The following is a 22,551-nucleotide window of genomic DNA, read 5'->3' as shown; positions in this document are numbered from 1 at the left end:
AAGTTGTCCTCAATGTAAATGGCCGAGATTGAAAAAGATTCGAATCGAGGATTGTAGGCTGAACTGATATAATGGTTACATTTTGCAAATAAATCTCAAGTGGGTGTTTACAAGTGTTAGATACAGAACAAGATGTAGTGAAGAATTATATAGATTCACCCCAAAAATTGAAAAAATTATTTAAACGAGTATTGTTCGTTGTCAGTCTATCGCAAATATTTGGAGGGGCTGGTATAGCCGCAGGAATTACGGTAGGTGCACTTTTAGCTCAACAAATGCTTGGAACTGAAGCCTATGCAGGTGTGCCAATCGCTTTATTTACTTTGGGGTCAGCTGGGTCAGCTTTCATTGTAGGAAAGCTTTCGCAACGTTATGGACGGCGCATCGGTTTATCGACAGGTTTTGTTGCTGGAGGGCTAGGAGCAATTGGTGTTGTGGTTGCAGCTATGATGAATAGTGTCATTTTATTATTTGCATCGCTCTTCATTTACGGTGCAGGAACAGCCACAAATTTACAAGCTCGTTATGCTGGGACTGACTTAGCGAATTCTAAACAACGTGCAACAGCAATTAGTATGACAATGGTCATGACAACATTTGGAGCAGTAGCAGGTCCGAATTTAGTTGAAATGATGGGTAAATTTGCAGTATCAATTGGTGTTCCAGCACTTGCGGGTCCCTTTATTTTATCAGCAGCAGCATTTGTTGTAGCAGGTCTTGTCCTTTTTATTCTGCTGCGTCCTGATCCGTTAGTCATTGCCCAAAAAATAGCAGCTTACAAAGCAGAGCATGGGCATGGAAATAAACGAGATTCTGCCGATCAAAAAATAGATAGAAAAGGGCTTACAGTAGGTGCCACGGTTATGATTTTAACTCAAATCGTCATGGTTGCACTCATGACCATGACACCGGTGCATATGCAGCATCATGGTCATGGGTTAGCCGAAGTGGGCATTGTGATTGGTTTTCATATAGGTGCGATGTATCTTCCTTCACCTATCACGGGTGTACTTGTAGATAAACTAGGACGAACAGCTATGAGCATAGCGTCGGGCATCACATTGTTACTTGCTGGTTTATTAGCAGCATTCGCACCAAGTGATTCAATGATTCTATTAATCATTGCTCTGTCTTTACTTGGATTGGGATGGAACTTTGGTTTAATTAGTGGTACTGCTCAAATAGTTGATTCTACAGAACCATCAACCCGGGCAAAAACCCAAGGAACACTCGATGTTTTTGTGGCGTTAGCAGGTGCTTCTGGCGGTGCTCTTTCAGGAATGATCGTTGCGAATACGAGTTATGCTGCATTATCTTTAAGCGGAGGAATTTTATCGTTAATTCTCATACCTGTCATAGTTTGGTCTTTTAAAAGTAAAACATAATGCAGCTCCGAGTGCAGATGCTCCTGCCATCCATCACAAAAAAGACATGCCCCCAATCATGGGAAAGCATGTCTTTTTTTCATCTTCTATTATTAGTAGAGCAATTGCACAAATTTCTTCACAGGATGCTAGTCTTCTTATGATGACGATGACACATCTCCTTTTTTCTTGATGCTCGCTGTAATGAGCTGGGTCAATGTGTCAGAGCCTTTTGTTGAAAGGTGAACACCATCAGGCTGAAAATAAGATGGCTGTCCGGTAGCGGCTGAATGCCAATCGATCAGGGTCACATTGGAATGTTGATCGGCTACTCGCTGAATGACGGCATTCACATCATTTTCCCAAGACCTTGGGACTTTCGTGTTCACAAGGAAAATGTGCGCCTTTGAAAATTGCTGAATAAATGCGGTCAATGTGCCCTCAGTAAAATAGCCATTCGTGCCAAGCTCAATAATAACAGCGGCATTAGATTGATTAAATGAAGCATACTGAGGAGCGATGCTGACGGCTTCGTTCATTTGTCTGCCAACCTTTGCATCGATGGTGATTTGGGCATATGCTTTTTCAAGATTCGGCGCTATGTCTAGCATGACGGAGTCACCAATAGCAAGAATTTGGTGAAACTGCTTCTGATCTACTGCTTTCTTCTCGTGTGTTTCTTTCTTTTTCTTCGTTTTTGATTCAGCAGAGTCTCCTGCCTTTTTCGGTGCCGTCTTAATTTGAGTCACTTCCTTGGCATGTGGAGATGTATGGGACGAGCTGGACATGCCAATGGTAAATAAGATCAAAAGAGCTGCAGTGATTCCAAGGAACACTTTATGAGACGTAGACCATTGTTTGAAACCCTTTTTCCAAATAGACCAAGAGGCAAAATATTGTCTGAAGCCAAGCCGGCGAATCGGCTGCTCGAGGAAGCGGTAAGAAGCCTCTGCAATGAGTAAAATGGCAATGATCTGCAATGCGACACGCCCTATAGAAGGCTGTCCAATTTCAATGACAGGGGTGGTCAGCACGATGATGGGATAATGCCACAGGTAAATACCATAAGAACGCTTTCCAAGCCAGACGAGCGGCTGATAGGAGAGCCATTTTCCTAGTAGGCTTGCAGGGTGACAGATACACGCAATTAAAATCGCCGCATTCAGACAGAATAAAAGCATGCCGCCTTGATAGAGGAAACCGTCAAATTCGTCCACTGCATAAACACATAGAAGAAAAATCGCAAACGAACCAAAACCAGCGATATGTAAAATACGTCTGCCAACAGGAAGTAGCTTTTTGCTGGACAGTCTTTGCATGGGCCATACAAATGCCAGGCTGCACCCAATCAGAAGTGCAAATGCACGAGTATCTGTTCCATAATAAACCCTGCTTGGGTCCGTATCTGGTGAATAAAGAATCGCCATCCATAAGGCGGAGACAAGTGCAAGGCCAAAGGTGATCATTGGCAGATGGGATCTATTTTTCACCCATTTTAGACCTGCAATCAGTAGTACCGGCCAAATGATATAAAATTGCTCTTCTATCGCCAAAGACCACAAATTTTTCAGTGGAGATACAGCATTGAAGCTATCAAAATAAGACAGCTGATGGAAGATGTACCACCAGTTACTGACATAAAAAAAGGACGATAAGGCATCGCCACGAATGGACAATAGTGCATTCGAGCCCGCAATCGCACACCAGCTGACGGTTAAGAAAATCATCACGTAAGCAGCTGGGAGAAGCCTTCTGATCCGGCCCATCCAAAATGGCAAAAGCTCTTGATAGCTTAGATCCTGTTTATATAACAAGATCGTCGTGATCAAGTAACCAGAGATCACAAAAAACAAATCAACGCCAAGAAACCCGCCGCTCGCAGGTCCAATATGTAAGTGATAAGCAATGACCGCCAATACAGCAACGGCTCTTAGCCCATCCAATCCTAATATATAACGTAAACGATTCTCCTTGCTGTTCATGAAAATGAATCCCCCATCAATTGTAAAGAAACCTGTATTTAATAATGGTTACTCATATATTGTATATATAATAGACGTCAACGCATAATATTTAGTTTGAATTTATTCAATAAATTTTTATTGTAAACCAAAATATTAATATATAACATATCTGGTTTTATATTGACTAAAAACCATAATATAGAATAATATATGAAAAAAGGAGTGGTGATGAATCAATAGTTTGATAAAGAGATTTTTGATAATATTAATAGTTCTTTTAATTTATTTTAAGTGCTTTGAATTGCACTCAAAAAATTTAAACTACACTAGTAATATTCATCAACAGATTCCATGGAGCATAAAGTTAACAAAAAAATATGTGGAAAATAATAGGGAAGGAGAAAGTGTACGAATAGCAATAATTGATAGTGGGATAGATGGGACACACCCTGATTTGGTAGGTAAAGTTAAAAAAGGACTTAACACAATTGGTACAGGAGGAGCACAAGAGGACAGTTTAGGGCACGGAACTGCTGTAGCTGGAATAATCACAGCTAATGATAATGAAATTGGACTTGTGGGTATAACACAGAATGTAGAGTTATATCCTGTTAAAATTCTAGATTCAAAAGGCAAGGGTTCAAAAAAATATTTTGTCAAAGCTGTTCAATGGTGTATTGATAATAAAATTGATGTTATCAATGCTAGTTTTGGATTAATGAAAGATGATCCATCTGTTAAGAAGATTATAGACAAAGCAATACAAAGAAACATAATTATAGTAGCTGCTGTTGGTAATAAGTATGGAAGGAAAATGGATTACCCAGCTGCTTATGAGAATGTTTTTTCTGTAACCGCTGTGGATAAGCATAAGAAGGTAGCTGAATTTTCATCTAAAGGAAATTACAATTTTGCTGCTCCTGGTGTAGATATACCAGTTCTAAGGCCTCATAACAACTATGCGATTGAAAGTGGCACCTCTTTAGCGAGTGCTCATATTACAGGTGTAGTAAGCTTAATATTACAGTACCGGGAACGTTTTAATATTAATTCTGAAGAAAGTTTAAACCAACAAATATATAAAATCTTAAAAAAATGGTATTGATAAACAAGAAACTCGGAGGTTTAGTTTAGGATGAATAAAATAAGTAAGTTATTCTCAATTGTTATATGTCTATCGCTGGTTATAACTTTGTTTTTCCAATTTCCGAATAAAACAGAGGCTGTTACCACAAAAGATTTTCATGTTTTAGAAGATAGTAATGAAAAATATATAATTTCACAGGAGCAAGACGGAGTAACTGGTATTCTAACTCTAAATAAAGAAACAACAGAAATCAGTTATAAAACTGAAGAAATTAGTAGTGAAGGTGAAAAGGTTTCAAAGGATTATGAAGTTGACTTGCAGACACTTATAAATGATAATTTAGATGTTACGTTTAAAGATACAAAAGATGATAAGAAATATGAAGTGAACTCTGAAGATATTCAAGCATCTTTTGCATTTGTTATTCCTATTGGTATTGCTATTGGTGCAGTTTTATTAGAACATTTATTAGCTTTGGGACTTGCAGTAACAGTAGTAGGTGTTACCTATATTGCTTATTCTGAATTTATAAAAAGGAAAGACAATAAACATAATCACTTTATTGCTTATCGAGACAAAGATAAACCTCATTTGTTTATTGGAAAAGGTATAAGTCGAGCAAACGCTATAAAAAGATTAGCTCAGAAAAAAGATACATGGTCTACTTCCAAAAGCAATGCACAATCTATTGCTAAAGCAGCCAGTCCGATTGGAAAAGTAATAGGTGCGGAAATTGACAAAAAAGGCAAAAATAAACACTATCACTATCATCCAGTTTATAAATTAAAAGGTAAATATGAAAGAACTGGAGCACATGCTTTTTTTGGCGCTCCTAGATAAGAAATCCAGATAGAGGAGGTTTTCGATGATTGTTCTTAATCGTCAACCAAGAAACAAGGAATACAATGCGCTCATCGATTTATGTTGTGAAGTATGTGATGAATTCCAATTAGTTTTTAGAAAAGATTTAGCTGATTTTGATGATTATCGTGAAATTCTAAATAAACTTTCACCATCTCTTAAAGAAATGAAGGAAGAGTCTGAGTGGGCTACCACGATTCTAGGAGATGGTCAAACAGCTTATGTTTATTATTATTATGCCAATGAACACACAAAAAATTTGTTAAAAGAACTTTCGAACTCTCTATACGGGTGGGTTCACCCTAATTTACTGGAGGATTTATCATTCTTCAAAAATGGAAAAGAGTGGATGGTTTCAAGCTCACATGAAGAGGAGAGCTATATTTTTCCTGAAAACGAAGAAGAAATTGAGAGTTTAAAACAAATCAAAGGTCTTAAATGGACTATACAAGAAGATGATGAATAAGTTATTTTAAAGGCTTTTCCCTAGAAGGGAGAAGTCTTTTTTATTATAAATAACTCTTTTATACTCAAAACCAAAATCCCTGTCATAATAAAAGAAGATGGAAAGGGGATGTGTGAAATGAGAAGACTTGAAAATAATCAGTTATTGATTCAGATCAATGAGAGAGGTGCCGAGGTCAGAGAGGTGCTTCATAAGGAAAGTGGACGTCAATATATGTGGTCTGGCGATCCTGCTTACTGGGGCAGGGTGTCGCCTGTCTTATTCCCGATTGTTGGACGATTAAAGAATGACCAATATAAGATAGGTGATCAAACCTATGAGCTCACGCAGCATGGATTCTTGCGTGATGTTGATTTTGATTTACATGAAGAAACGAAACATACAGTGACCTTTCAATATGAATCAAAAGGCCGTCACATCGAGCAGTATCCTTATGAATTTACCGCCCGTATTCGGTACGAGCTATCAGAAAATGGTCTGACGATTTCCTGGGAAATTGATTATGCCGGGGATGACACGATGTACTTCTCCATCGGAGGCCACCCTGCATTCCAAGTCCCGCTTGTTGAAGGAGAGCGCACAGCAGATTACTCTCTGACATTGACGCCTTCTACTGAGCATCTTCCTGCCCAATATGAACTGAAAAATTCACTTGTCAGGGAGAAAGAAAAAAGCATTCAGCTTCAACCAATTCAGCTTCGACCAGAACTTTTTCAGCATGATGCGATGATCTTTAGTCATATCAATCGAGTGTCATTGACGTCTCAGGCAGGTCACGGGGTTGAGGTTGATCTCACTGGTTTTCCGTTCGTTGGTATTTGGTCACCTTATCATCAAGAAAATGGCACAATGGCTCCTTTTGTTTGTATTGAGCCTTGGTACGGTATTGCCGATGTTGAAGGGACGAATGGGCAGTACAAGGAAAAGTTCGGTATTCAAACTTTAGAGAAGAATGAGACCTTCCAAGCCGCCTATACGATTTTCTTTAAATGAACATTTGTGCATGATAGGTTGAACAATTTGTTATGATAGAAGAAAAAAGGAGGCGTACGAATGGATCGGGAGAAACAACAACTGAGTATTGAAGCGGCAAGGCTATATTATTTATCGGATTACAGCCAGCAGGAAATTGCCAAACAGCTCGACCTGTCGAGACCAACTGTATCTCGGCTGCTTCAATATGCAAAGGAGAAGGGGTACGTCCAGATAACGGTAATGGACCCGTTTGAAGACTTGAATGAGCTGTCTTCATTGCTTAAGGAAAAATATGACCTGCTCGAAGCTCATGTGGTATTTTCGCCCAAAGATGATTATCCAACGATCACCGAATACTTGAGCCAATTTGGTGCCGAGTACTTGCAAAACACAGTAAAGGACGGTGATATCGTTGGGGTGAGCTGGGGAACCACCATGTATCAAATTGCCCAAAAGATGCAACCTAAACAGGTCAAAGGTGTAGAAGTTGTCCAGCTGAAGGGTGGGATTAGCCACTCCCATGTGAATACATATTCTGCGGAAACCATCCAGCTGTTTGCCGAGGCCTTTCAAACAGCACCCCGCTATTTGCCGCTTCCTGTTGTATTTGACAGTGCTGCCGTCAAAGAGATGGTTGAACAGGACAGACATATTCAGCGCATCATTGAAATGGGCAAACAGGCGAATATTGCTGTGTTCACTGTTGGAACGGTAAGAGACGAGGCACTTTTGTTTAGACTTGGTTACTTCCGTGAAGAAGAAAAAGCACTGCTCAAAGCAACCAGCGTTGGCGACATCTGTTCGCGCTTTTATGATCAAGAAGGACGCATTTGCAGCGAAGCGATTAACAACCGTACGATTGGCGTGGAGCTTGATGATTTAAGGGCAAAAGAACGTTCTATTCTTGTTGCTGGTGGACATCGCAAGGTTGCTTCTATCCACGGGGCACTAAGAGGAAAATATGCGAACGTATTGATTATTGATCAGCATACAGCAAAGGCTCTTTTAAATGTCACAAAATAGATGAACAAAATTTCATAACTATGTTTACAATTGTTCATCGGTCATATATGATGAAAGTATCATAAATAAAAGGAAGTGTAAGCATGACGATAGCAAAGCTCATTGATCATACAGCACTAAAACCAGATACATCGAAAGCTGCAATCATGCAGTTACTTGAAGAAGCAAAGACTCATCAGTTCGCATCTGTTTGTGTGAATCCAACATGGGTGTCTCTTGCGGCGAAAGAACTAGCAGGAACAGGCGTTGATGTTTGTACAGTCATCGGTTTCCCACTAGGTGCAAACACAACAGCAGTGAAAGCATTTGAAACAAAGGATGCCATTGAGAACGGTGCAACCGAAGTGGACATGGTCATCAATATCGCGGCATTGAAAGACGGCGAATATGATGCAGTTGAGGAAGATATTCGTGCAGTTGTAGACGCGGCAAAAGGGAAAGCACTTGTGAAAGTCATTATTGAAGCGTGTTTACTCACAGATGAAGAGAAAGTCAAAGCTTGTGAGCTTTCAGTGAAAGCTGGCGCTGATTTTGTGAAAACATCGACTGGATTTAGTACAGGCGGTGCAACTGCTGAGGATATCGCATTAATGCGTAAAACAGTAGGACCTGACATTGGTGTGAAAGCATCAGGCGGCGTGAGAACAAAAGAAGATGTTGATGCAATGCTAGCTGCAGGCGCTACCCGAATTGGTGCGAGTGCAGGTGTTTCTATTATCAAAGGGGATCAATCAGCTCCTTCGAAAGACTATTAATTCATACGATCCTATGGTAGGATAACATTCGTGACTCATAAATAATGAAAAAGTCATATGCGGAAGGATCTCACTTCTGGGAATTTCTTCCGCAATTTGTTTACGAAATAGGGTTTGTTCCATACAAGCGCATTAATGTAAACGAATTCATTCGAGGAGGAAAAACATGAAATACGTGATTGGTATCATCGGTTTGCTGGTGATTCTCGCCATTGCATGGCTTGCTAGTAACGGCAAAAAACGAGTAAAATTCCGTCCAGTAATTGTCATGATTGTACTGCAATTTATTTTAGGTTATATTCTGCTCAATACAGGTGTTGGGAACTTCCTAGTCGGGGGCTTTGCAAAAGGATTCCAAATGCTTTTAGGCTATGCCGGTGAAGGAATCAACTTCGTATTTGGCGGATTAATGAATGATAAGGCATCAACTTTCTTCATCAACGTCTTACTGCCGATCGTCTTTATTTCAGCATTGATCGGTATTTTGCAGCATTGGCGTATCCTTCCGTTGATCGTACGCGGAATTGGATACTTGCTTAGTAAAGTCAATGGAATGGGGAAATTAGAATCGTACAACGCAGTGGCGTCAGCGATTTTAGGTCAATCCGAAGTCTTCATTTCCATTAAGAAACAGCTCGGATTATTACCTCAACAGCGTCTTTATACATTGTGTGCATCTGCGATGTCGACTGTTTCAATGTCCATTGTCGGTGCGTACATGCAAATGATTAAACCAGAATACGTGGTCACAGCACTTGTGCTGAACCTATTTGGTGGATTTATTATCGCGTCTATTATCAATCCATATGAAGTAGCTAAGGACGAAGACATGCTCGAAGTCGTTGAAGAAGAAAAGCAATCCTTCTTTGAAATGCTTGGCGAATATATTATGGATGGTTTCAAAGTAGCGATTGTTGTCGCTGCGATGTTGATTGGATTCGTTGCATTAATTGCGATGATTAATGGCATTTTCACAGCTGTCATCGGTGTTTCTTTCCAAGATGTACTTGGATATGTATTTGCACCATTTGCTTTCCTTGTTGGTGTACCTTGGAGTGAAGCGGTACAAGCAGGAAGTATTATGGCAACCAAAATGGTATCTAACGAATTTGTGGCGATGCTCGCTCTATCTGGAGACGGTCTGCATTTCACTGCTCGTACAGAAGCGATCATTTCTGTATTCCTTGTATCATTTGCGAACTTCTCTTCTATCGGTATCATTGCTGGAGCAGTCAAAGGCTTAAACGAAAAACAAGGAAACGTTGTTGCACGCTTTGGATTAAAGCTTCTATTTGGTGCAACACTTGTCAGCTTCTTAACAGCAGGCGTTGTCGGTTTGATTTACTAATTTAAAAAAAGGAATGGTGAAAACAATGAGAATGGTAGATATCATTGCGAAAAAACGTGACGGAAAAGAATTATCTTCAGAGGAAATTTCTTTCTTTGTCAAAGGATATACGGACGGAACAATTCCTGACTACCAAGCAAGTGCCTTGGCGATGGCGATTTTCTTCCAAGATATGACGGATCAAGAACGTGCTGACTTAACGCTCGCTATGGCGAACTCAGGGGACACGATTGACCTGTCTGCCATTGAGGGCATTAAAGTAGACAAGCACTCAACAGGCGGTGTAGGTGATACAACAACGCTTGTACTTGCTCCTCTTGTGGCTGCACTTGATGTACCTGTTGCGAAAATGTCTGGCCGCGGTCTTGGACATACAGGCGGTACAGTGGATAAGCTTGAAGCGGTAAAAGGCTTCCACGTAGAAATTACAAAAGATGAATTTATCGAGCTCGTGAACCGTCATAAAGTAGCGGTCATTGGTCAATCAGGCAACCTGACACCAGCAGATAAAAAGCTTTATGCCCTTCGTGATGTAACAGGAACCGTTAACTCGATCCCGCTCATTGCAAGCTCGATTATGAGTAAGAAAATTGCTGCTGGCGCAGATGCGATCGTATTAGATGTGAAAACAGGTGCAGGTGCCTTCATGAAAACACCTGAAGACTCTGAGAAGCTTGCAAAAGCCATGGTCCGCATCGGAAACAACGTTGGCAGACAAACGATGGCTGTCATCTCTGATATGTCTCAGCCGTTAGGATTAGCGATTGGAAATTCCCTTGAAGTGAAAGAAGCGATTGACACACTTAAAGGCGAAGGCCCTGAAGACTTAAACGAGCTTGTGCTCACTTTAGGAAGTCAAATGGTCGTTCTTGCGAAAAAAGCAGAAACGCTTGATGAAGCAAGAGAAAAGCTAATTGAAGTCATGAAAAACGGTAAAGCACTTGAGAAATTCAAGGAATTCTTAGAAAACCAAGGTGGAGACGGCTCGATTGTAGATCAACCAGAAAAACTGCCGCAAGCCCCTTACCAAATCGAAGTGCCTGCAAAAGAAGCAGGTGTCGTTGCTGAAATCGTCGCAGACGAAATCGGTGTTGCAGCGATGATTCTTGGAGCAGGGCGTGCAACAAAAGAGGACGATATCGACCTATCTGTTGGTATCATGCTGAACAAAAAAGTCGGCGATCGTGTTGAAAAAGGAGATTCACTCGTGACACTTCATGCAAATCGTGAAGATGTTGCGAATGTCATGGAGAAAATTTATGACAACATCCGCATCGCAGATCATGCTGATGCACCAACTCTCATTCACACGGTGATCACAGAATAAAGAAAAAAGGACAAAAGTGCTTCGTCGCTTTTGTCCTTTTTTATGTAAGATTTAGGTGGGGATTCCCACCTGTATGGTGTTTAAAAAGGCGGGCGTTCAGCTCGTCTTTTTCTATTGAGATAAAAAATTTCACTTTATGAAACAAACCTCTTGCAATCATGAAATAATGGGTGTATATTAGTTGACGAGTCAATGATTGATATATCAACTAATTGATCTGAATAGAAAAGAGGGGATGGCATTGACTGCATTTTGCTCTGAAGAAGCAGAGGTATTATACCGTTTGCAGTGTGTGAACCGTATGATGGGCGTGAAGTTCGAAGCATGCACGGGCATCAGCCAATCAAGACTAGAGTTGCTCTCACTGTTATTTCAAGCAGACGAAATCAGCCAGTCAGATTTGCAGAAAAAAGTAAATATTGATAGTGCGGCTGTGACGCGTCACTTAAAACAGTTAGAAACAAAAGGAATGGTCACGCGCAGAAGAAAGCCAGAAGATAATCGAGTCACGCTTGTTCGTCTGACAGAAGAAGGCAGAACGAGAATTGAAGCTTCTAAAAAAGAAAAAGAACGATTTATCTCAGAAATGCTTGAAAACGTAAGTGACGAAGAACGAAAGCTTCTCACTGATGTGCTCATCCGAATACAACAAAACATCGAAAAGATTCAAACAACCTAAAGGAGTGTTTCAACATGGCTACAACATTAAAAACAAACGATTTTATGGAAATTATGAAAGGACGCCGCTCCATTCGTAACTATGACCCAGCTGTGAAAATCAGCAAAGAAGAAATGGCAGAGATTCTAGAAGAAGCAACAACTGCACCATCGTCAGTGAATGCACAGCCTTGGCGCTTCATGGTCATTGACAGCCCAGAAGGAAAAGAAAAGCTTGCACCACTTGCAAAATTCAACCAAACACAAGTGGCAACATCATCAGCTGTCATCGCAGTGTTTGCAGATATGAAAAACAATGAATACTTAGAAGAAATTTATTCAAAAGCAGTAGAAAATGGCTACATGCCGCAAGAAGTAAAAGAAAGACAAATTGCTGCATTAACTGCACATTTTGAAGCTCTTCCAGAGCAAGTGAATCGTGAAACGATCTTAATTGACGGTGGACTTGTGTCTATGCAGCTGATGCTTGCTGCTCGTGCTCATGGCTATGATACAAACCCGATTGGCGGATTTGATAAAGAAGTCATCGCTGAAACATTTGGCTGGGATAAAGAACGTTTTGTACCAGTGATGCTGTTATCAATTGGGAAAGCTGCTGACGAAGGTTATGCATCTTACCGCTTACCGATTGAACGCATTACAGAGTGGAAATAATATTTTTTAAAAAGGAGACGATTAGATGATTATTATTCATGCAGGGATGACCATTCATCCAGAAAAAGAAAACGTATTTCTAGAAGAAATCAATGCATTAATGAAAGCTTCACAAGCGGAAGAAGGCAATGTATCCTACAAGCTGTTCAAGGATACAGATAAGGAAAATACCTTCTTAATGGTAGAAGTGTGGAAAGATGACGCTGCGGTTCAGAGTCATAATGCTAGTGCTCATTTCCAAGCTTTCGTCGCGAAAGCAAAAGAATTCTTAGCCGCTCCACTTGACGTTGTTGCCTTTCAAGGCCAGCAACTTTCATAGTAAAACAACAAACACCCTAGGCGGTTATCGTCTAGGGTTCTTTTATTTTCGACACCTTGTTCCACCCATTTCATTCCCGTATTGTGCATTTTCCACAAAGTTTCTGAAAATAAAATGTTTTTCGACTTAAGTATATTGGAATATGCTAGAATTAGATATTATTTATTACCAAATTAGGGAGGAACCAATATGAAAAAAGGGAAATGGACGAGTATTGCACTAACGGCTGTCCTCAGTTTAGGCACATTGGCAGCTTTCAGCACCCCTCTATCTGCCCACACCACAGAGAAATCAACATCCTCAGATGGCGGTCATTATTCAGGTATTCCATTTGACGCAAGTGTCGTGAATGAAGACCGTCTCATCAAAGCCTTGAAAAAACAAGGAAAGATCAAAAAGAATGCCAATGAAGCAGAAACCCAAAAAGCACTAAAGAACTATCTTAAGAAAAAAGAAGAATCTGCTATGAAACAAAGTGCAAGCACTTTAACAGAAGAGCCTGAATTTCTGAAAGAATACAAACAAAAGGTACATAACAAATTAGCTAAAAAGAAAAAGTTAAAGAAGCATAAAGGAAAAGAAAGCAATCATGTAAAACCGGTCAAAAAGGAAAAGTATAAAGGCGAAGTTCGCAATGATAAGGTATTAGTTTTATTAGTAGATTTTAAAGATTATAAGCATAATAGTATTAAAAAAGAAGAGACTGATATGTACTATGACAAGTACGATCAACAGCACTATCAAGACATGCTTTTCGGAAAAAATGGCTACATTGGTCCAGATGGGAAACGAAAAGTATCCATGAAGCAATATTATGAGAAACAGTCTGGCGGCAGTTACACGATCAGTGGAACGGTTGCTGGCTGGTATACTGCGAAGCATGAAGCAGCCTATTATGGCGGGAATGTACCTGATGAATCAGGCAGTGACGGCAGACCGCGTGAATTGGTGAAAGAAGCACTCGAAGCAGCAGCAAAGGACCCGAACATTGATCTCGGTGAATATGATCAATGGGATCGATATGATATGGATGGCGACGGCGTTTATAACGAACCAGACGGCATCATTGACCATCTGATGGTCGTTCATGCTGGCGTAGGTGAAGAAGCAGGCGGCGGACAACTTGGCTCTGATGCGATTTGGTCGCACCGCTGGTCACTTGGTGATGTATTTGAAATTCCAAACACTGAATCTGAAGTCGGACAAGGCGGAAAATTAGGCGCGTTAGATTACACCATTGAGCCTGAAGATGGCGCGGCAGGCGTATTCACACACGAATTCGGACATGATCTGGGTCTTCCTGATGAGTACGATACACAGTACACAGGCGGGGGCGAACCTGTTTCCTACTGGTCGATCATGTCAAGCGGAAGCTGGGCAGGTAAAGTCCCTGGTACGGAACCAACAGGCTTTAGTCCATATGCGAAAGAAATGCTTCAAAATTTGCATGGCGGTAACTGGCTTACTGGACAAACCATTGATGGTAAAACATTAAAGAAAAGCAAAACAGTGCTGATTGATGAAGCAGCAACAAAAGGAACGAATCATGATGCGGTTCGAGTGGATTTACCAGATAAAGAGATTGTGGTCACAAAACCTGCTCAAGGACAAAATGCGTACTTTAGCGGAACGGGTGACAATTTAAATGCGACCATGACGACAACAGGTATCGATTTGTCGAAAGGGAGCAAAGCAGAGCTGACATTTAAAGCATGGTACGATATCGAAGAGGATTATGACTATGCGTATGTAGAAGTTCGTGAAACAGGAACTGATCAGTGGAAGACCATTGCTGGTAACATCACGAACGATCGAAATGAAGCTGGAGCGAACGAAGGCAATGGCATTGATGGAAAATCAGACGGATGGGTAGATGCAGCCTTTGATCTTTCTGCTTATGCAGGGAAGAAAATTGACCTGCAATTCCGCTACACAACCGATGCAGGCTATTCATTGCCAGGGTTATTTGTAGATGATTTAAACATCACTGCAGATGGAACGAAAGTGTGGTCAGATGATGCAGAGGGCACGTCTACTTTCACCTTTAACGGATTCTCGAAATCGAATGGAAAACAATATGCAGCACAATATTATTTACTAGAGTGGCGCTCATATGCTGATGTCGATAAAGGGTTAAAGCATATCAAACGAGGGGCAAGCCTCATGAGCTATAATAACGGTTTGGTCGTGTGGTATGTCGATCAATCCTACAGTGATAACTGGGTAGGAAAACACCCAGGGAACGGTTTCCTTGGGGTAGTAGATGCAGATCAGCAAGTATTGAAGTGGAGTGACGGCTCCATTGCTGCTACAGGTTTCCAAGTACATGATGCCGCATTTTCTTTGAATCCAAGTACGAAGCTCAATATTGATTATACAGCGACAACTGGCTTAACATTGGTAGATCGCTATATTCGCCCGACTCGTACATTTAGTGATAAAAAGAATTATGTGAATCCAAATAATCCAGATGCAGGGCGTGACGTCCCAACATACGGTCTATCCTTTAAAGTTGTTGGACAAAGTAAGGATCGTTCTGTTGGAAAGGTATTAATTTCTAAAAGTAACTAAATAGAAAGCCGGATTCTACCATTGAATCCGGCTTTTTGATATGATAATAAATTGTTTTTGATGAAAAAGGCGGCTTTTTGGTCGAATGTCTGTTCTTTTTTATTTTGATATCCGAATGAAATCATTATATAATAGAGACTGGAAGGTTTTTCTTTCATACATGGTTCTTTTTAGCTGTTAAAACAAAGGAAAGGATGAGCGTTACCAATGAGTTGTGTCACTGCTAAGCAATTAAAGGTGATAAGAGGGACGATGCAGACTTTTTGCAGCCATTTGGAGTATGATGGTCACGGTAAGCTTCATATCAATACCATCATGGCTTTTATTAAAAAGGAGTTTGGTGTGAGGAAAATGAAAGACATTCCACAAAGCCGCTTTACTGAAGCGCTTGAATTAATACAAGACTTTGATTTATACACGGATAAAATAGAGATTCGTGATCGTCTATCAGAAAGGAATTAACTAAATTGAATATTTTAGCAATAATACTAGTAGGAATTGTCGCATTAGAACACCTTGTCATTATGTTATTAGAAATGTTTTTTATGGAATCAAAGATGGCAAAGAGATCCTTTAAGCTGCCAGAACACTTGCAAAAGGATCCAAATGTAAAAGTGATGTTTGCCAATCAGGGGCTTTATAACGGGTTTTTAGCTGCAGGACTGATTTGGGGGCTCATTCTCGGATCGAATACTGTTGGATATATGATTCAGCTATTTTTCATTCTTTGTGTGATCATCGCTGCAGTATTTGGCGGTGTGACCTCTAATAAATCAATTATTGTCAAGCAAGGAGTACCAGCGCTTCTTGCGTTAATTGCGCTTATCCTAGCAATTTAACCATAAATAAAACCGCTCTAGTGAAGGGCGGTTTTTATCTTTTTCGAAGACCCATCAGACGAATAATGGATGTTAGACATAGTGCAACGGCAACAGCCAAAATAATTTTTCCATACATGACCCCTGTTAAGTTCATCAAAAAGACAGCCAATATGATACAGAGCGTGATGATGATCATCACAATCGAATAGGTTTTCATCTCTTTTCCACTCCTTTAAAAGTCCCCTTACATCCGTGAGGTCTATCCATCTTACTTCATATGATATCACTCAATGACAATTTTACATGAAATTCCCTGCCAATAGAATGTGACATATTGATTAGATTTGATGTCATGCCATAATTTTCAGGAAATCGGGTATACCATAAAGAGTTACATCGAAGTTCAATTGCTTGATATTTAATTGTGCAAAATGTAAAATAGCCACATGATAAATCGAAAGGATGATCAAGGTGAGTAAGAAAGTGTTATTAGTATCGACAAGCAGTTCAGAAATGAACGGACATCCAACAGGCTTATGGCTAGAAGAATTGGCAGAGCCGTTTCATATTTTTAAAGAAAATGAACTAGATGTTCAAATAGTCTCTATTCAAGGTGGAACTGTCCCGATTGATAAAAATTCAATTCCAGAAGGTGTTCCAGCGCAATATGAAGATGTATATGAATTACTTCAAGACACAAAGGCGCTTACAGATGTGATCCCAGCTGATTATGATGGCATCTTCTTTGCGGGAGGACACGGTCCAATGATCGATTTTGCGTCTAATCAACTGGTAGCTGATGCAATCTTAGCTATTTCAAACAAAAATGGTGCAGTCGGAGCTGTTTGTCACGGTGTTTCAGCATTCATTGATGTGAAGGATCAAGATGGAAAATCATTTATCGAAGGTAAAAAAGTGACAGGCTTCACAAACGAAGAAGAGGAAGCTGTTCAGCTGACATCAAAAGTTCCATTTTTACTGGAAACAAAACTTCGTGAGCAAGGGGCAGCGTTTGAAAAAGGAGATGCCTTTGCTCCATTCGCTGTAGTTGACGGACAAATCATTACTGGACAAAACCCAGGGTCTAGTGCAGAAACAGCACGCCTGTTTGTTAAAACCATTTCATAAAGTGATCAAAAAACCAGTCGTAGCAAAAACGGCTGGTTTTTTTGTCATAAAAATTTCCTAAAAAAGTCCAAAAATAGAATAAAACAATGGTAAAATATTCACAGGGTATAAAACCCAATTAAGGAAAAAGGGGATGTTCCTGTGAGAGCAATTTTTGGAAAAATCACTGCAGCTTTATTATCCATTCTACTCGTCACAACAGGTTTATTTTCACCAGCATTAAAAGCAGAAGAAGCACCGAAATCAGATGGGAAATTGTCACCACTGACGGAAAAAGCCATTCAGCAAGTGCAAGACTCGTTTTTGAAACAGGATGAAGGAACCGCTATCCAAAAGAAGCAGCTAAAAAAATCTTTTAAAGTAGATAAGAAAAATGGAATCAGTATCAAACGAAAAGCCGCTAAAGATGGTCAGATGCGTACATCTTCTGTTCGCTCCATTGATGGACTAGCCATCAACCAATCGGTTGTCTTATCAGAAAATGACCCAGTCGATTTATGGTTGTTAAGTACGACTTCACCTCAGGCACTCATCAGCCGAATTACCTCTTCAAATCCCGATTATTTCGTACAATTATTTGTTGTTGATTATGAAACTGGACAAGCTTATCCGACGGACTTGATTCAGCCGGCAGGCAGTCTCCTTGGTTTGACCAATTTACCAGCAGGTGACTACGCATTCGGTATCACAAGCGGTGGAGATTTCGGAGACTCTTACACGTTACAAGTGAATGCAAAAAACCCACCCAATTTCACTGGGGCTGTTTCCCTCTCCTCAACCTTGCAATACTTTGTAGCTGAGTATGCGAATGGGGATGTTTTCGCTAATGGGACTAAAGTGTATAACAAACAATCTAAGACCGCCGATTATAAATGGGAGCGTGTATTTTATTTCTCGTATGACGGAAAATATGATCAGAGAACCCATTCTGTTGAAAGTGTGAAAGTGAAAAGTATTTCTGCACCAGTATCGTACTCTGCTCCTTATGCGAGTTCATCTGAGGCTATTCTCGTCTACTTAGATGTGGAGACGTTATTTATGTATCATGAATCATCGTTTGCTAGCGGGCAATACTACCATAGTAGCTTTGTTGATACACTTGGGAAGACAACGCCAAGGCGTTTAGATATTGATGATATGACAAATTATGGCGATCATATTTTAGCTGTTGATTTGAAAACGGGAAAACCAATTGATTTCTTCAGTGTCCTTAATTTTTACTATGCTGCAGGGATCGAAAAGCTGCCTACGATCAGAACGTTGAATTAAGAAAGGCGGTTGACAGCAAATCTCCACATGTGTAGAGTAAAGATAATTAAATGACAAAAGTCCACTAGGGGAGTCATGTATGACTGAGACAAGAGGAAATCTTGGACCCTTTGAACCTGATCTAGTTTGTACTAGCGGAGGGAAGTGGAGCTGGACCTCGTCTTATTCATGATTGAATTGATAAGAAGGCCGCTCCATTCGGGGTGGCTTTTTCATTTATTCAACTGAAGAAGAGGAGGCTTTTTTTATGACGTTTTCAGCGCAATTAAGAGAAGAAACAGAACCATTATTTGAAGCTATTTATCAGCATCCGTTTGTCAGAGGGCTGGCAGCAGGAAAGCTGGAAAAGGAACAGATCATTCATTACGTCAAACAAGATGCAGAATACTTACATGCTTTTATTAAAATTTATGCAGCGGCTCTTAGCAGATGTGCAGACAAAGAAGATATTTCCTTCTTCCATCAGCAGATTGCGTTTGTACTAGATAGCGAGACACACCCTCATCAAAATCTTTGCCGAGTGGCAGGTGTATCTTATGATGAGCTCCAAGGTGCCCCGCTTGCTCCGAGCGCTCATCACTATATTCATCATATGCTGCAAGTCGCCAAGGAAGGCACGCTTGGGGAAATCATCGCTGTCCTGCTTCCATGCCCTTGGACATATTGGGAAATTGGAAAACGAATGCTCGCAGATGTGCAGCCTCACCCATCACATCCGTTTTATGAATGGATCACATTTTATGGAGGGCTAACCGACTCTATTACAGTAGAGCTTTGCAAGCGGCTCGATCAGCTGGCGGAAGCAGCAAGTGAGAAAGAAAAGGAAAAAATGAAACAGCACTTTATCTTAAGCTGTCAGCTTGAGTACAAGTTTTGGGACATGGCGTTTACGGTGGAAGATTGGCCAGTTCCATTGGAGGTGCATTCATCATGACATGGAAGATGAAAGAAGTTGTCCTTGCTGTCATTTTATCCGTTGCATGTGGTGTCATCTATTTAGGATGGTCCACACTTTACTTACCCATTACAGCACTTGTTGGCCCAGCAGGAGGCAACATCATGTTTGGCATTTGGGTAATTGCCAGTCCAATCGTCGCGTATATCATCCAAAAGCCGGGAGCTGCCCTGATTGCAGAAACAGCCGCTGCCGCTGTGGAATTATTGACAGGTAGCCATTTCGGTCTTTCAGCCCTGCTGATTGGTGTATGCCAAGGACTTGGGGCAGAAATCGCCTTTGCTCTTTTTGGTTATAAACAATATCGCATGTGGACACTGATGCTGTCAGGTGCCTTTGCAGCTGTTGGAGCAATGGCTTACAGCCTCGTCGCAAACGGCTTTGGTTATTACACGCCTCAAGTTTTACTCATCACACTGATGACTCAAATCATTAGCGGAATGATACTGGGCGGATGTTTAGCGAAAGTAGTGGTGGACGCATTATCTAAAACCGGTGTACTAAATCAATATGCCATCATGAAAGAAAAACGAAACAAAGGTGAACAGCATGGATTCATTTCTCGCGTGCAATAATCTCACTGTCCGATTTTATGAACAGCCTCAGCCCGTTTTGCATCAAATCTCTCTTTCCATTCAAAAAGGAGAAAAGGTGCTTATTTTAGGACCAAGCGGCAGCGGTAAATCCACGCTCATCTCCGTTCTGGCTGGCATCATTCCAGAACATTTAGAAGCTGACATGCAGGGTGAAGTGATATTGCAAAGACATACAGGCGTCATGTTTCAGGACCCTGATTCCCAGTTTTGTATGCATCGCGTCAATGAAGAAATTGCCTTTAGCTTAGAGAACCGCTCCGTCCCTCGTGTCGAGATGGATGGCATCATTCAACAGCTCATGCAAAAAGTTCAACTCGATGTCGATCCGAATACAGACATTCACACATTATCTGGCGGCATGAAACAGCGATTGGCGCTTGCTTGTTTACTAGCATTAGAGCCAGATGTGCTGTTCTTTGATGAACCGACCGCACAGCTTGATCCAGCAGGCAGAATGGAGATATTTCAACTTCTACAGCAGCTTGCAACTGATGAGCGGCAAACGATGATTTTTGTAGAGCATGTGTTAGATGGAGTCATCGAATGGATGGACCGGGTGATTTTATTAGACGATCAAGGCAGCATTTTAGCAGATGGTTCTCCAAAAGATGTGCTCGTGACATATGAAAAAGAAATGAAAGAGGCAGGAATTTGGCGGCCGAAATTATTTCCCGAGAAATGGTCTACGATCCTTCAAGATCCATTTCATCCGATGAGTCACACGCTTAAGCAAACCTTTGAAACGAGAAAAGAGCAGCATAAACAAGTGCCGTCGACTGAGCGTGAGACCATCATTCGCTCAGAAGATCTTCAATTAAGCTACGGGAAAAAAAGGATTATGAATGATCTTCAGCTTGATATCAAAGCAGGGGATTGGGTGGCGATCATTGGGGAAAATGGAAGCGGGAAAAGTACATGTCTTAAACATTTGGTTCGTTTAGAGCCTGCGAAAAAAGGCCGTATTTTTTTAAAAGAGACGCTTCTAAAACAGTGGTCTGACCGAGAACTATATGAAAAAGCAGGCTTTGTGTTTCAAAATCCGGAGCTTCAATTCATACAAGATACAGTGTTCGATGAAATTGCATTTGGTGGAAGGCAGCGTAATTGGCCAGAATCCGTTGTGCAAGAAAAAACAATTCAGCTATTGAAAGAGTTCGGTTTAGAAAAACATGCAAAAGCTCATCCTTTCACTTTAAGCTTAGGCCAAAAAAGAAGGTTGAGTGTGGCCACAATGCTCCTTTTTGATCAGGATGTCCTATTGTTAGACGAACCAACTTTCGGACAGGATGAAAGAACAGCGAAGGAATTAATCAGGCGCTTGAAAGAGCGTCAACGCCAAGGTACCACAATTTTAATGGTCACACATGATATGGACCTTGTCGATGAGTGTGCCGATCAAGTGCTTCTTTTTCATCAAGGAAAGCATGTTTATGATGGCACGCCTTATGATTTGTTTTCAAATCAGGAACTTGTCGATGCTTATCAGCTGAGAGCCCCGCTGCATTATCGCTATGTGGCTGAAAGAAAGGACGTGCTGACGATTGCAAAGTAATCACTCCTTTCTTTCCACTGTGAATCCAGTCATCAAATTACTCGCTCATCTGCTTGCAATGTGTTGTCTCATGGCGATATCTGATCCTAAAACAACCTTCATCATCTGGCTGTTTGCACTTTGTGTTGGACTTGTCTTAGGCGGATGGAATTTGAAGTATCTTTTCACAAGGCTTGTCCCTTATCTGCTCTTTTTTATTCTCGTGTTTTGGATGATGGCGGCCTTTGGCAAGGGGGATCATACTGTTTGGAAATGGGCATGGTTTCATATGACAGAGGAGAGTTTAAGAAATGGACTCACCATCGCTCTCAGAATGCTTGGCTTTGTGACATTCGGTCTTTTGTTTACGTCCACAACAGATTTGACAGCATTTATGATGAGCCTCATTCATCAGTGCAAAATGTCGCCAAAATGGGCGTATGGAATGCTTGCTGGCTTCCGGTTTATTCCGTTATTTCAAAGTGAATTAAAGCAAATGAAGGCGGCACATAAAATCAGAGGCTATAAGCAAAAAAACAGCTGGAAAGCCTTTATGCGTTATGCACTGCCACTTTTTACACAGGGCGTACGAAAATCAGAACGTTTGGCCATTGCGATGGAAGCAAGAGGCTTCACGGGTGAGAGGGAGCGGACGTATTATCATGTCATCAGCACTTCATGGATCGACTATATGTATCTTTTGCTCATCGTTATCAGTGTCTTGATATGCATGACCTTTTTTTAAAAACCCCCACATTCTCTTGATAGAATGTGGGCTTTTTATATGTCTTAGATCATTTGATTGATATTAGTACACATTACAGGCTGTAATAGATCTTATAACGAACCGATAAAGAGG

Annotated in this window: 23 protein-coding genes and 1 riboswitch; of the genes, 21 read left to right on the top strand and 2 right to left on the bottom strand. The window is 40.8% G+C overall.

The window, feature by feature from the left end:
• Nucleotides 1-113 precede the first annotated feature (113 nt).
• Nucleotides 114-1,385: an MFS transporter gene (locus MHH68_RS17980; protein ID WP_339164514.1), complete on the top strand. Its 1,272-nt coding sequence runs from the start codon at nucleotides 114-116 to the stop codon at nucleotides 1,383-1,385.
• Between the two features lie 137 nt (nucleotides 1,386-1,522).
• Here the strand turns inward: MHH68_RS17980 and MHH68_RS17975 are convergent, their stop codons facing one another.
• A complete protein-coding gene (locus tag MHH68_RS17975; RefSeq protein WP_339164512.1) occupies nucleotides 1,523-3,346 on the bottom strand; it encodes an acyltransferase family protein in 1,824 nt (607 codons plus the stop codon).
• Between the two features lie 283 nt (nucleotides 3,347-3,629).
• Here MHH68_RS17975 and MHH68_RS17970 point away from each other — a divergent pair, with 283 nt between their 5' ends.
• From MHH68_RS17970 to MHH68_RS17905, 14 genes are all read left to right on the top strand, one after another.
• A complete protein-coding gene (locus MHH68_RS17970; protein ID WP_339164511.1) occupies nucleotides 3,630-4,433 on the top strand; it encodes a S8 family peptidase in 804 nt (267 codons plus the stop codon).
• A gap of 30 nt (nucleotides 4,434-4,463) precedes the next feature.
• Nucleotides 4,464-5,255 (top strand): SAR2788 family putative toxin, encoded by a 792-nt coding sequence (locus MHH68_RS17965; RefSeq protein WP_339164509.1) that lies wholly within the window; start codon nucleotides 4,464-4,466, stop codon nucleotides 5,253-5,255.
• A 25-nt stretch (nucleotides 5,256-5,280) separates the two neighbouring features.
• Complete coding sequence (locus tag MHH68_RS17960) at nucleotides 5,281-5,742, top strand: hypothetical protein (protein WP_058013300.1); 462 nt, start codon at nucleotides 5,281-5,283, stop codon at nucleotides 5,740-5,742.
• 117 nt (nucleotides 5,743-5,859) lie between these two features.
• Entirely contained in the window at nucleotides 5,860-6,735 is an 876-nt protein-coding gene (locus tag MHH68_RS17955; protein WP_339164507.1) for an aldose 1-epimerase family protein, read from the top strand.
• Between the two features lie 60 nt (nucleotides 6,736-6,795).
• The gene (locus tag MHH68_RS17950; RefSeq protein WP_058013302.1) at nucleotides 6,796-7,740 is read left to right on the top strand and encodes a sugar-binding transcriptional regulator; all 945 of its coding nucleotides are present in this window, start codon (nucleotides 6,796-6,798) and stop codon (nucleotides 7,738-7,740) included.
• 83 nt (nucleotides 7,741-7,823) lie between these two features.
• Nucleotides 7,824-8,495, top strand: a complete 672-nt coding sequence (gene deoC / locus MHH68_RS17945) for a deoxyribose-phosphate aldolase (protein ID WP_180309819.1) — start codon at nucleotides 7,824-7,826, stop codon at nucleotides 8,493-8,495.
• Nucleotides 8,496-8,661: 166 nt separating this feature from the next.
• Nucleotides 8,662-9,843 (top strand): NupC/NupG family nucleoside CNT transporter, encoded by a 1,182-nt coding sequence (locus MHH68_RS17940; protein ID WP_144525089.1) that lies wholly within the window; start codon nucleotides 8,662-8,664, stop codon nucleotides 9,841-9,843.
• 25 nt (nucleotides 9,844-9,868) lie between these two features.
• Nucleotides 9,869-11,170: a pyrimidine-nucleoside phosphorylase gene (locus MHH68_RS17935; protein WP_012011779.1), complete on the top strand. Its 1,302-nt coding sequence runs from the start codon at nucleotides 9,869-9,871 to the stop codon at nucleotides 11,168-11,170.
• Between the two features lie 235 nt (nucleotides 11,171-11,405).
• On the top strand, nucleotides 11,406-11,849 hold the full coding sequence (locus tag MHH68_RS17930; protein WP_008345718.1) for a MarR family transcriptional regulator: 444 nt from the start codon (nucleotides 11,406-11,408) through the stop codon (nucleotides 11,847-11,849).
• A gap of 14 nt (nucleotides 11,850-11,863) precedes the next feature.
• Entirely contained in the window at nucleotides 11,864-12,502 is a 639-nt protein-coding gene (locus MHH68_RS17925; protein WP_061410039.1) for a nitroreductase family protein, read from the top strand.
• A gap of 25 nt (nucleotides 12,503-12,527) precedes the next feature.
• Nucleotides 12,528-12,821 (top strand): putative quinol monooxygenase, encoded by a 294-nt coding sequence (locus MHH68_RS17920; protein ID WP_058013306.1) that lies wholly within the window; start codon nucleotides 12,528-12,530, stop codon nucleotides 12,819-12,821.
• Nucleotides 12,822-13,010: 189 nt separating this feature from the next.
• Nucleotides 13,011-15,392 (top strand): immune inhibitor A domain-containing protein, encoded by a 2,382-nt coding sequence (locus MHH68_RS17915; protein ID WP_058013307.1) that lies wholly within the window; start codon nucleotides 13,011-13,013, stop codon nucleotides 15,390-15,392.
• A 207-nt stretch (nucleotides 15,393-15,599) separates the two neighbouring features.
• On the top strand, nucleotides 15,600-15,854 hold the full coding sequence (locus MHH68_RS17910; RefSeq protein WP_012011773.1) for an ORF6C domain-containing protein: 255 nt from the start codon (nucleotides 15,600-15,602) through the stop codon (nucleotides 15,852-15,854).
• 5 nt (nucleotides 15,855-15,859) lie between these two features.
• Nucleotides 15,860-16,231, top strand: a complete 372-nt coding sequence (locus MHH68_RS17905) for a DUF1304 domain-containing protein (RefSeq protein WP_003215243.1) — start codon at nucleotides 15,860-15,862, stop codon at nucleotides 16,229-16,231.
• Between the two features lie 34 nt (nucleotides 16,232-16,265).
• On the opposite strand, the gene MHH68_RS17900 is transcribed toward MHH68_RS17905, so the two are convergent.
• Nucleotides 16,266-16,430 carry a hypothetical protein gene (locus tag MHH68_RS17900; protein WP_003214630.1) on the bottom strand — a complete coding sequence of 55 codons (165 nt, stop codon included), beginning with the start codon at nucleotides 16,428-16,430 and terminating at the stop codon, nucleotides 16,266-16,268.
• A 254-nt stretch (nucleotides 16,431-16,684) separates the two neighbouring features.
• On the opposite strand from MHH68_RS17900, the gene MHH68_RS17895 reads away from it, so the two are divergent.
• The 6 genes from MHH68_RS17895 (at nucleotide 16,685) to MHH68_RS17870 (ending at nucleotide 22,437) form a co-directional block, all read left to right on the top strand.
• Entirely contained in the window at nucleotides 16,685-17,341 is a 657-nt protein-coding gene (locus MHH68_RS17895) for a type 1 glutamine amidotransferase domain-containing protein (protein ID WP_339164502.1), read from the top strand.
• A gap of 141 nt (nucleotides 17,342-17,482) precedes the next feature.
• On the top strand, nucleotides 17,483-18,610 hold the full coding sequence (locus tag MHH68_RS17890; RefSeq protein ID WP_058013310.1) for a hypothetical protein: 1,128 nt from the start codon (nucleotides 17,483-17,485) through the stop codon (nucleotides 18,608-18,610).
• A 56-nt stretch (nucleotides 18,611-18,666) separates the two neighbouring features.
• A riboswitch (TPP riboswitch) is annotated at nucleotides 18,667-18,770 on the top strand.
• An 87-nt stretch (nucleotides 18,771-18,857) separates the two neighbouring features.
• A complete protein-coding gene (tenA, locus tag MHH68_RS17885) occupies nucleotides 18,858-19,544 on the top strand; it encodes a thiaminase II (RefSeq protein ID WP_180309824.1) in 687 nt (228 codons plus the stop codon).
• A complete protein-coding gene (locus tag MHH68_RS17880) occupies nucleotides 19,541-20,140 on the top strand; it encodes an ECF transporter S component (RefSeq protein ID WP_058013312.1) in 600 nt (199 codons plus the stop codon). Before tenA ends, MHH68_RS17880 begins: the two co-directional genes overlap by 4 nt.
• A complete protein-coding gene (locus tag MHH68_RS17875; protein ID WP_339164498.1) occupies nucleotides 20,115-21,713 on the top strand; it encodes an energy-coupling factor transporter ATPase in 1,599 nt (532 codons plus the stop codon). The genes MHH68_RS17880 and MHH68_RS17875 overlap by 26 nt, the downstream gene beginning before the upstream one ends.
• A complete protein-coding gene (locus tag MHH68_RS17870; protein ID WP_058013314.1) occupies nucleotides 21,703-22,437 on the top strand; it encodes an energy-coupling factor transporter transmembrane component T in 735 nt (244 codons plus the stop codon). Before MHH68_RS17875 ends, MHH68_RS17870 begins: the two co-directional genes overlap by 11 nt.
• Nucleotides 22,438-22,551: the final 114 nt, after the last annotated feature.

It is taken from the genome of Bacillus sp. FSL K6-2841, assembly GCF_037976435.1.
Taxonomy (GTDB): domain Bacteria; phylum Bacillota; class Bacilli; order Bacillales; family Bacillaceae; genus Bacillus; species Bacillus pumilus.
Note: the sequence above shows the minus strand (reverse complement) of the source record. Positions and strands in the feature narration are given on the sequence as shown.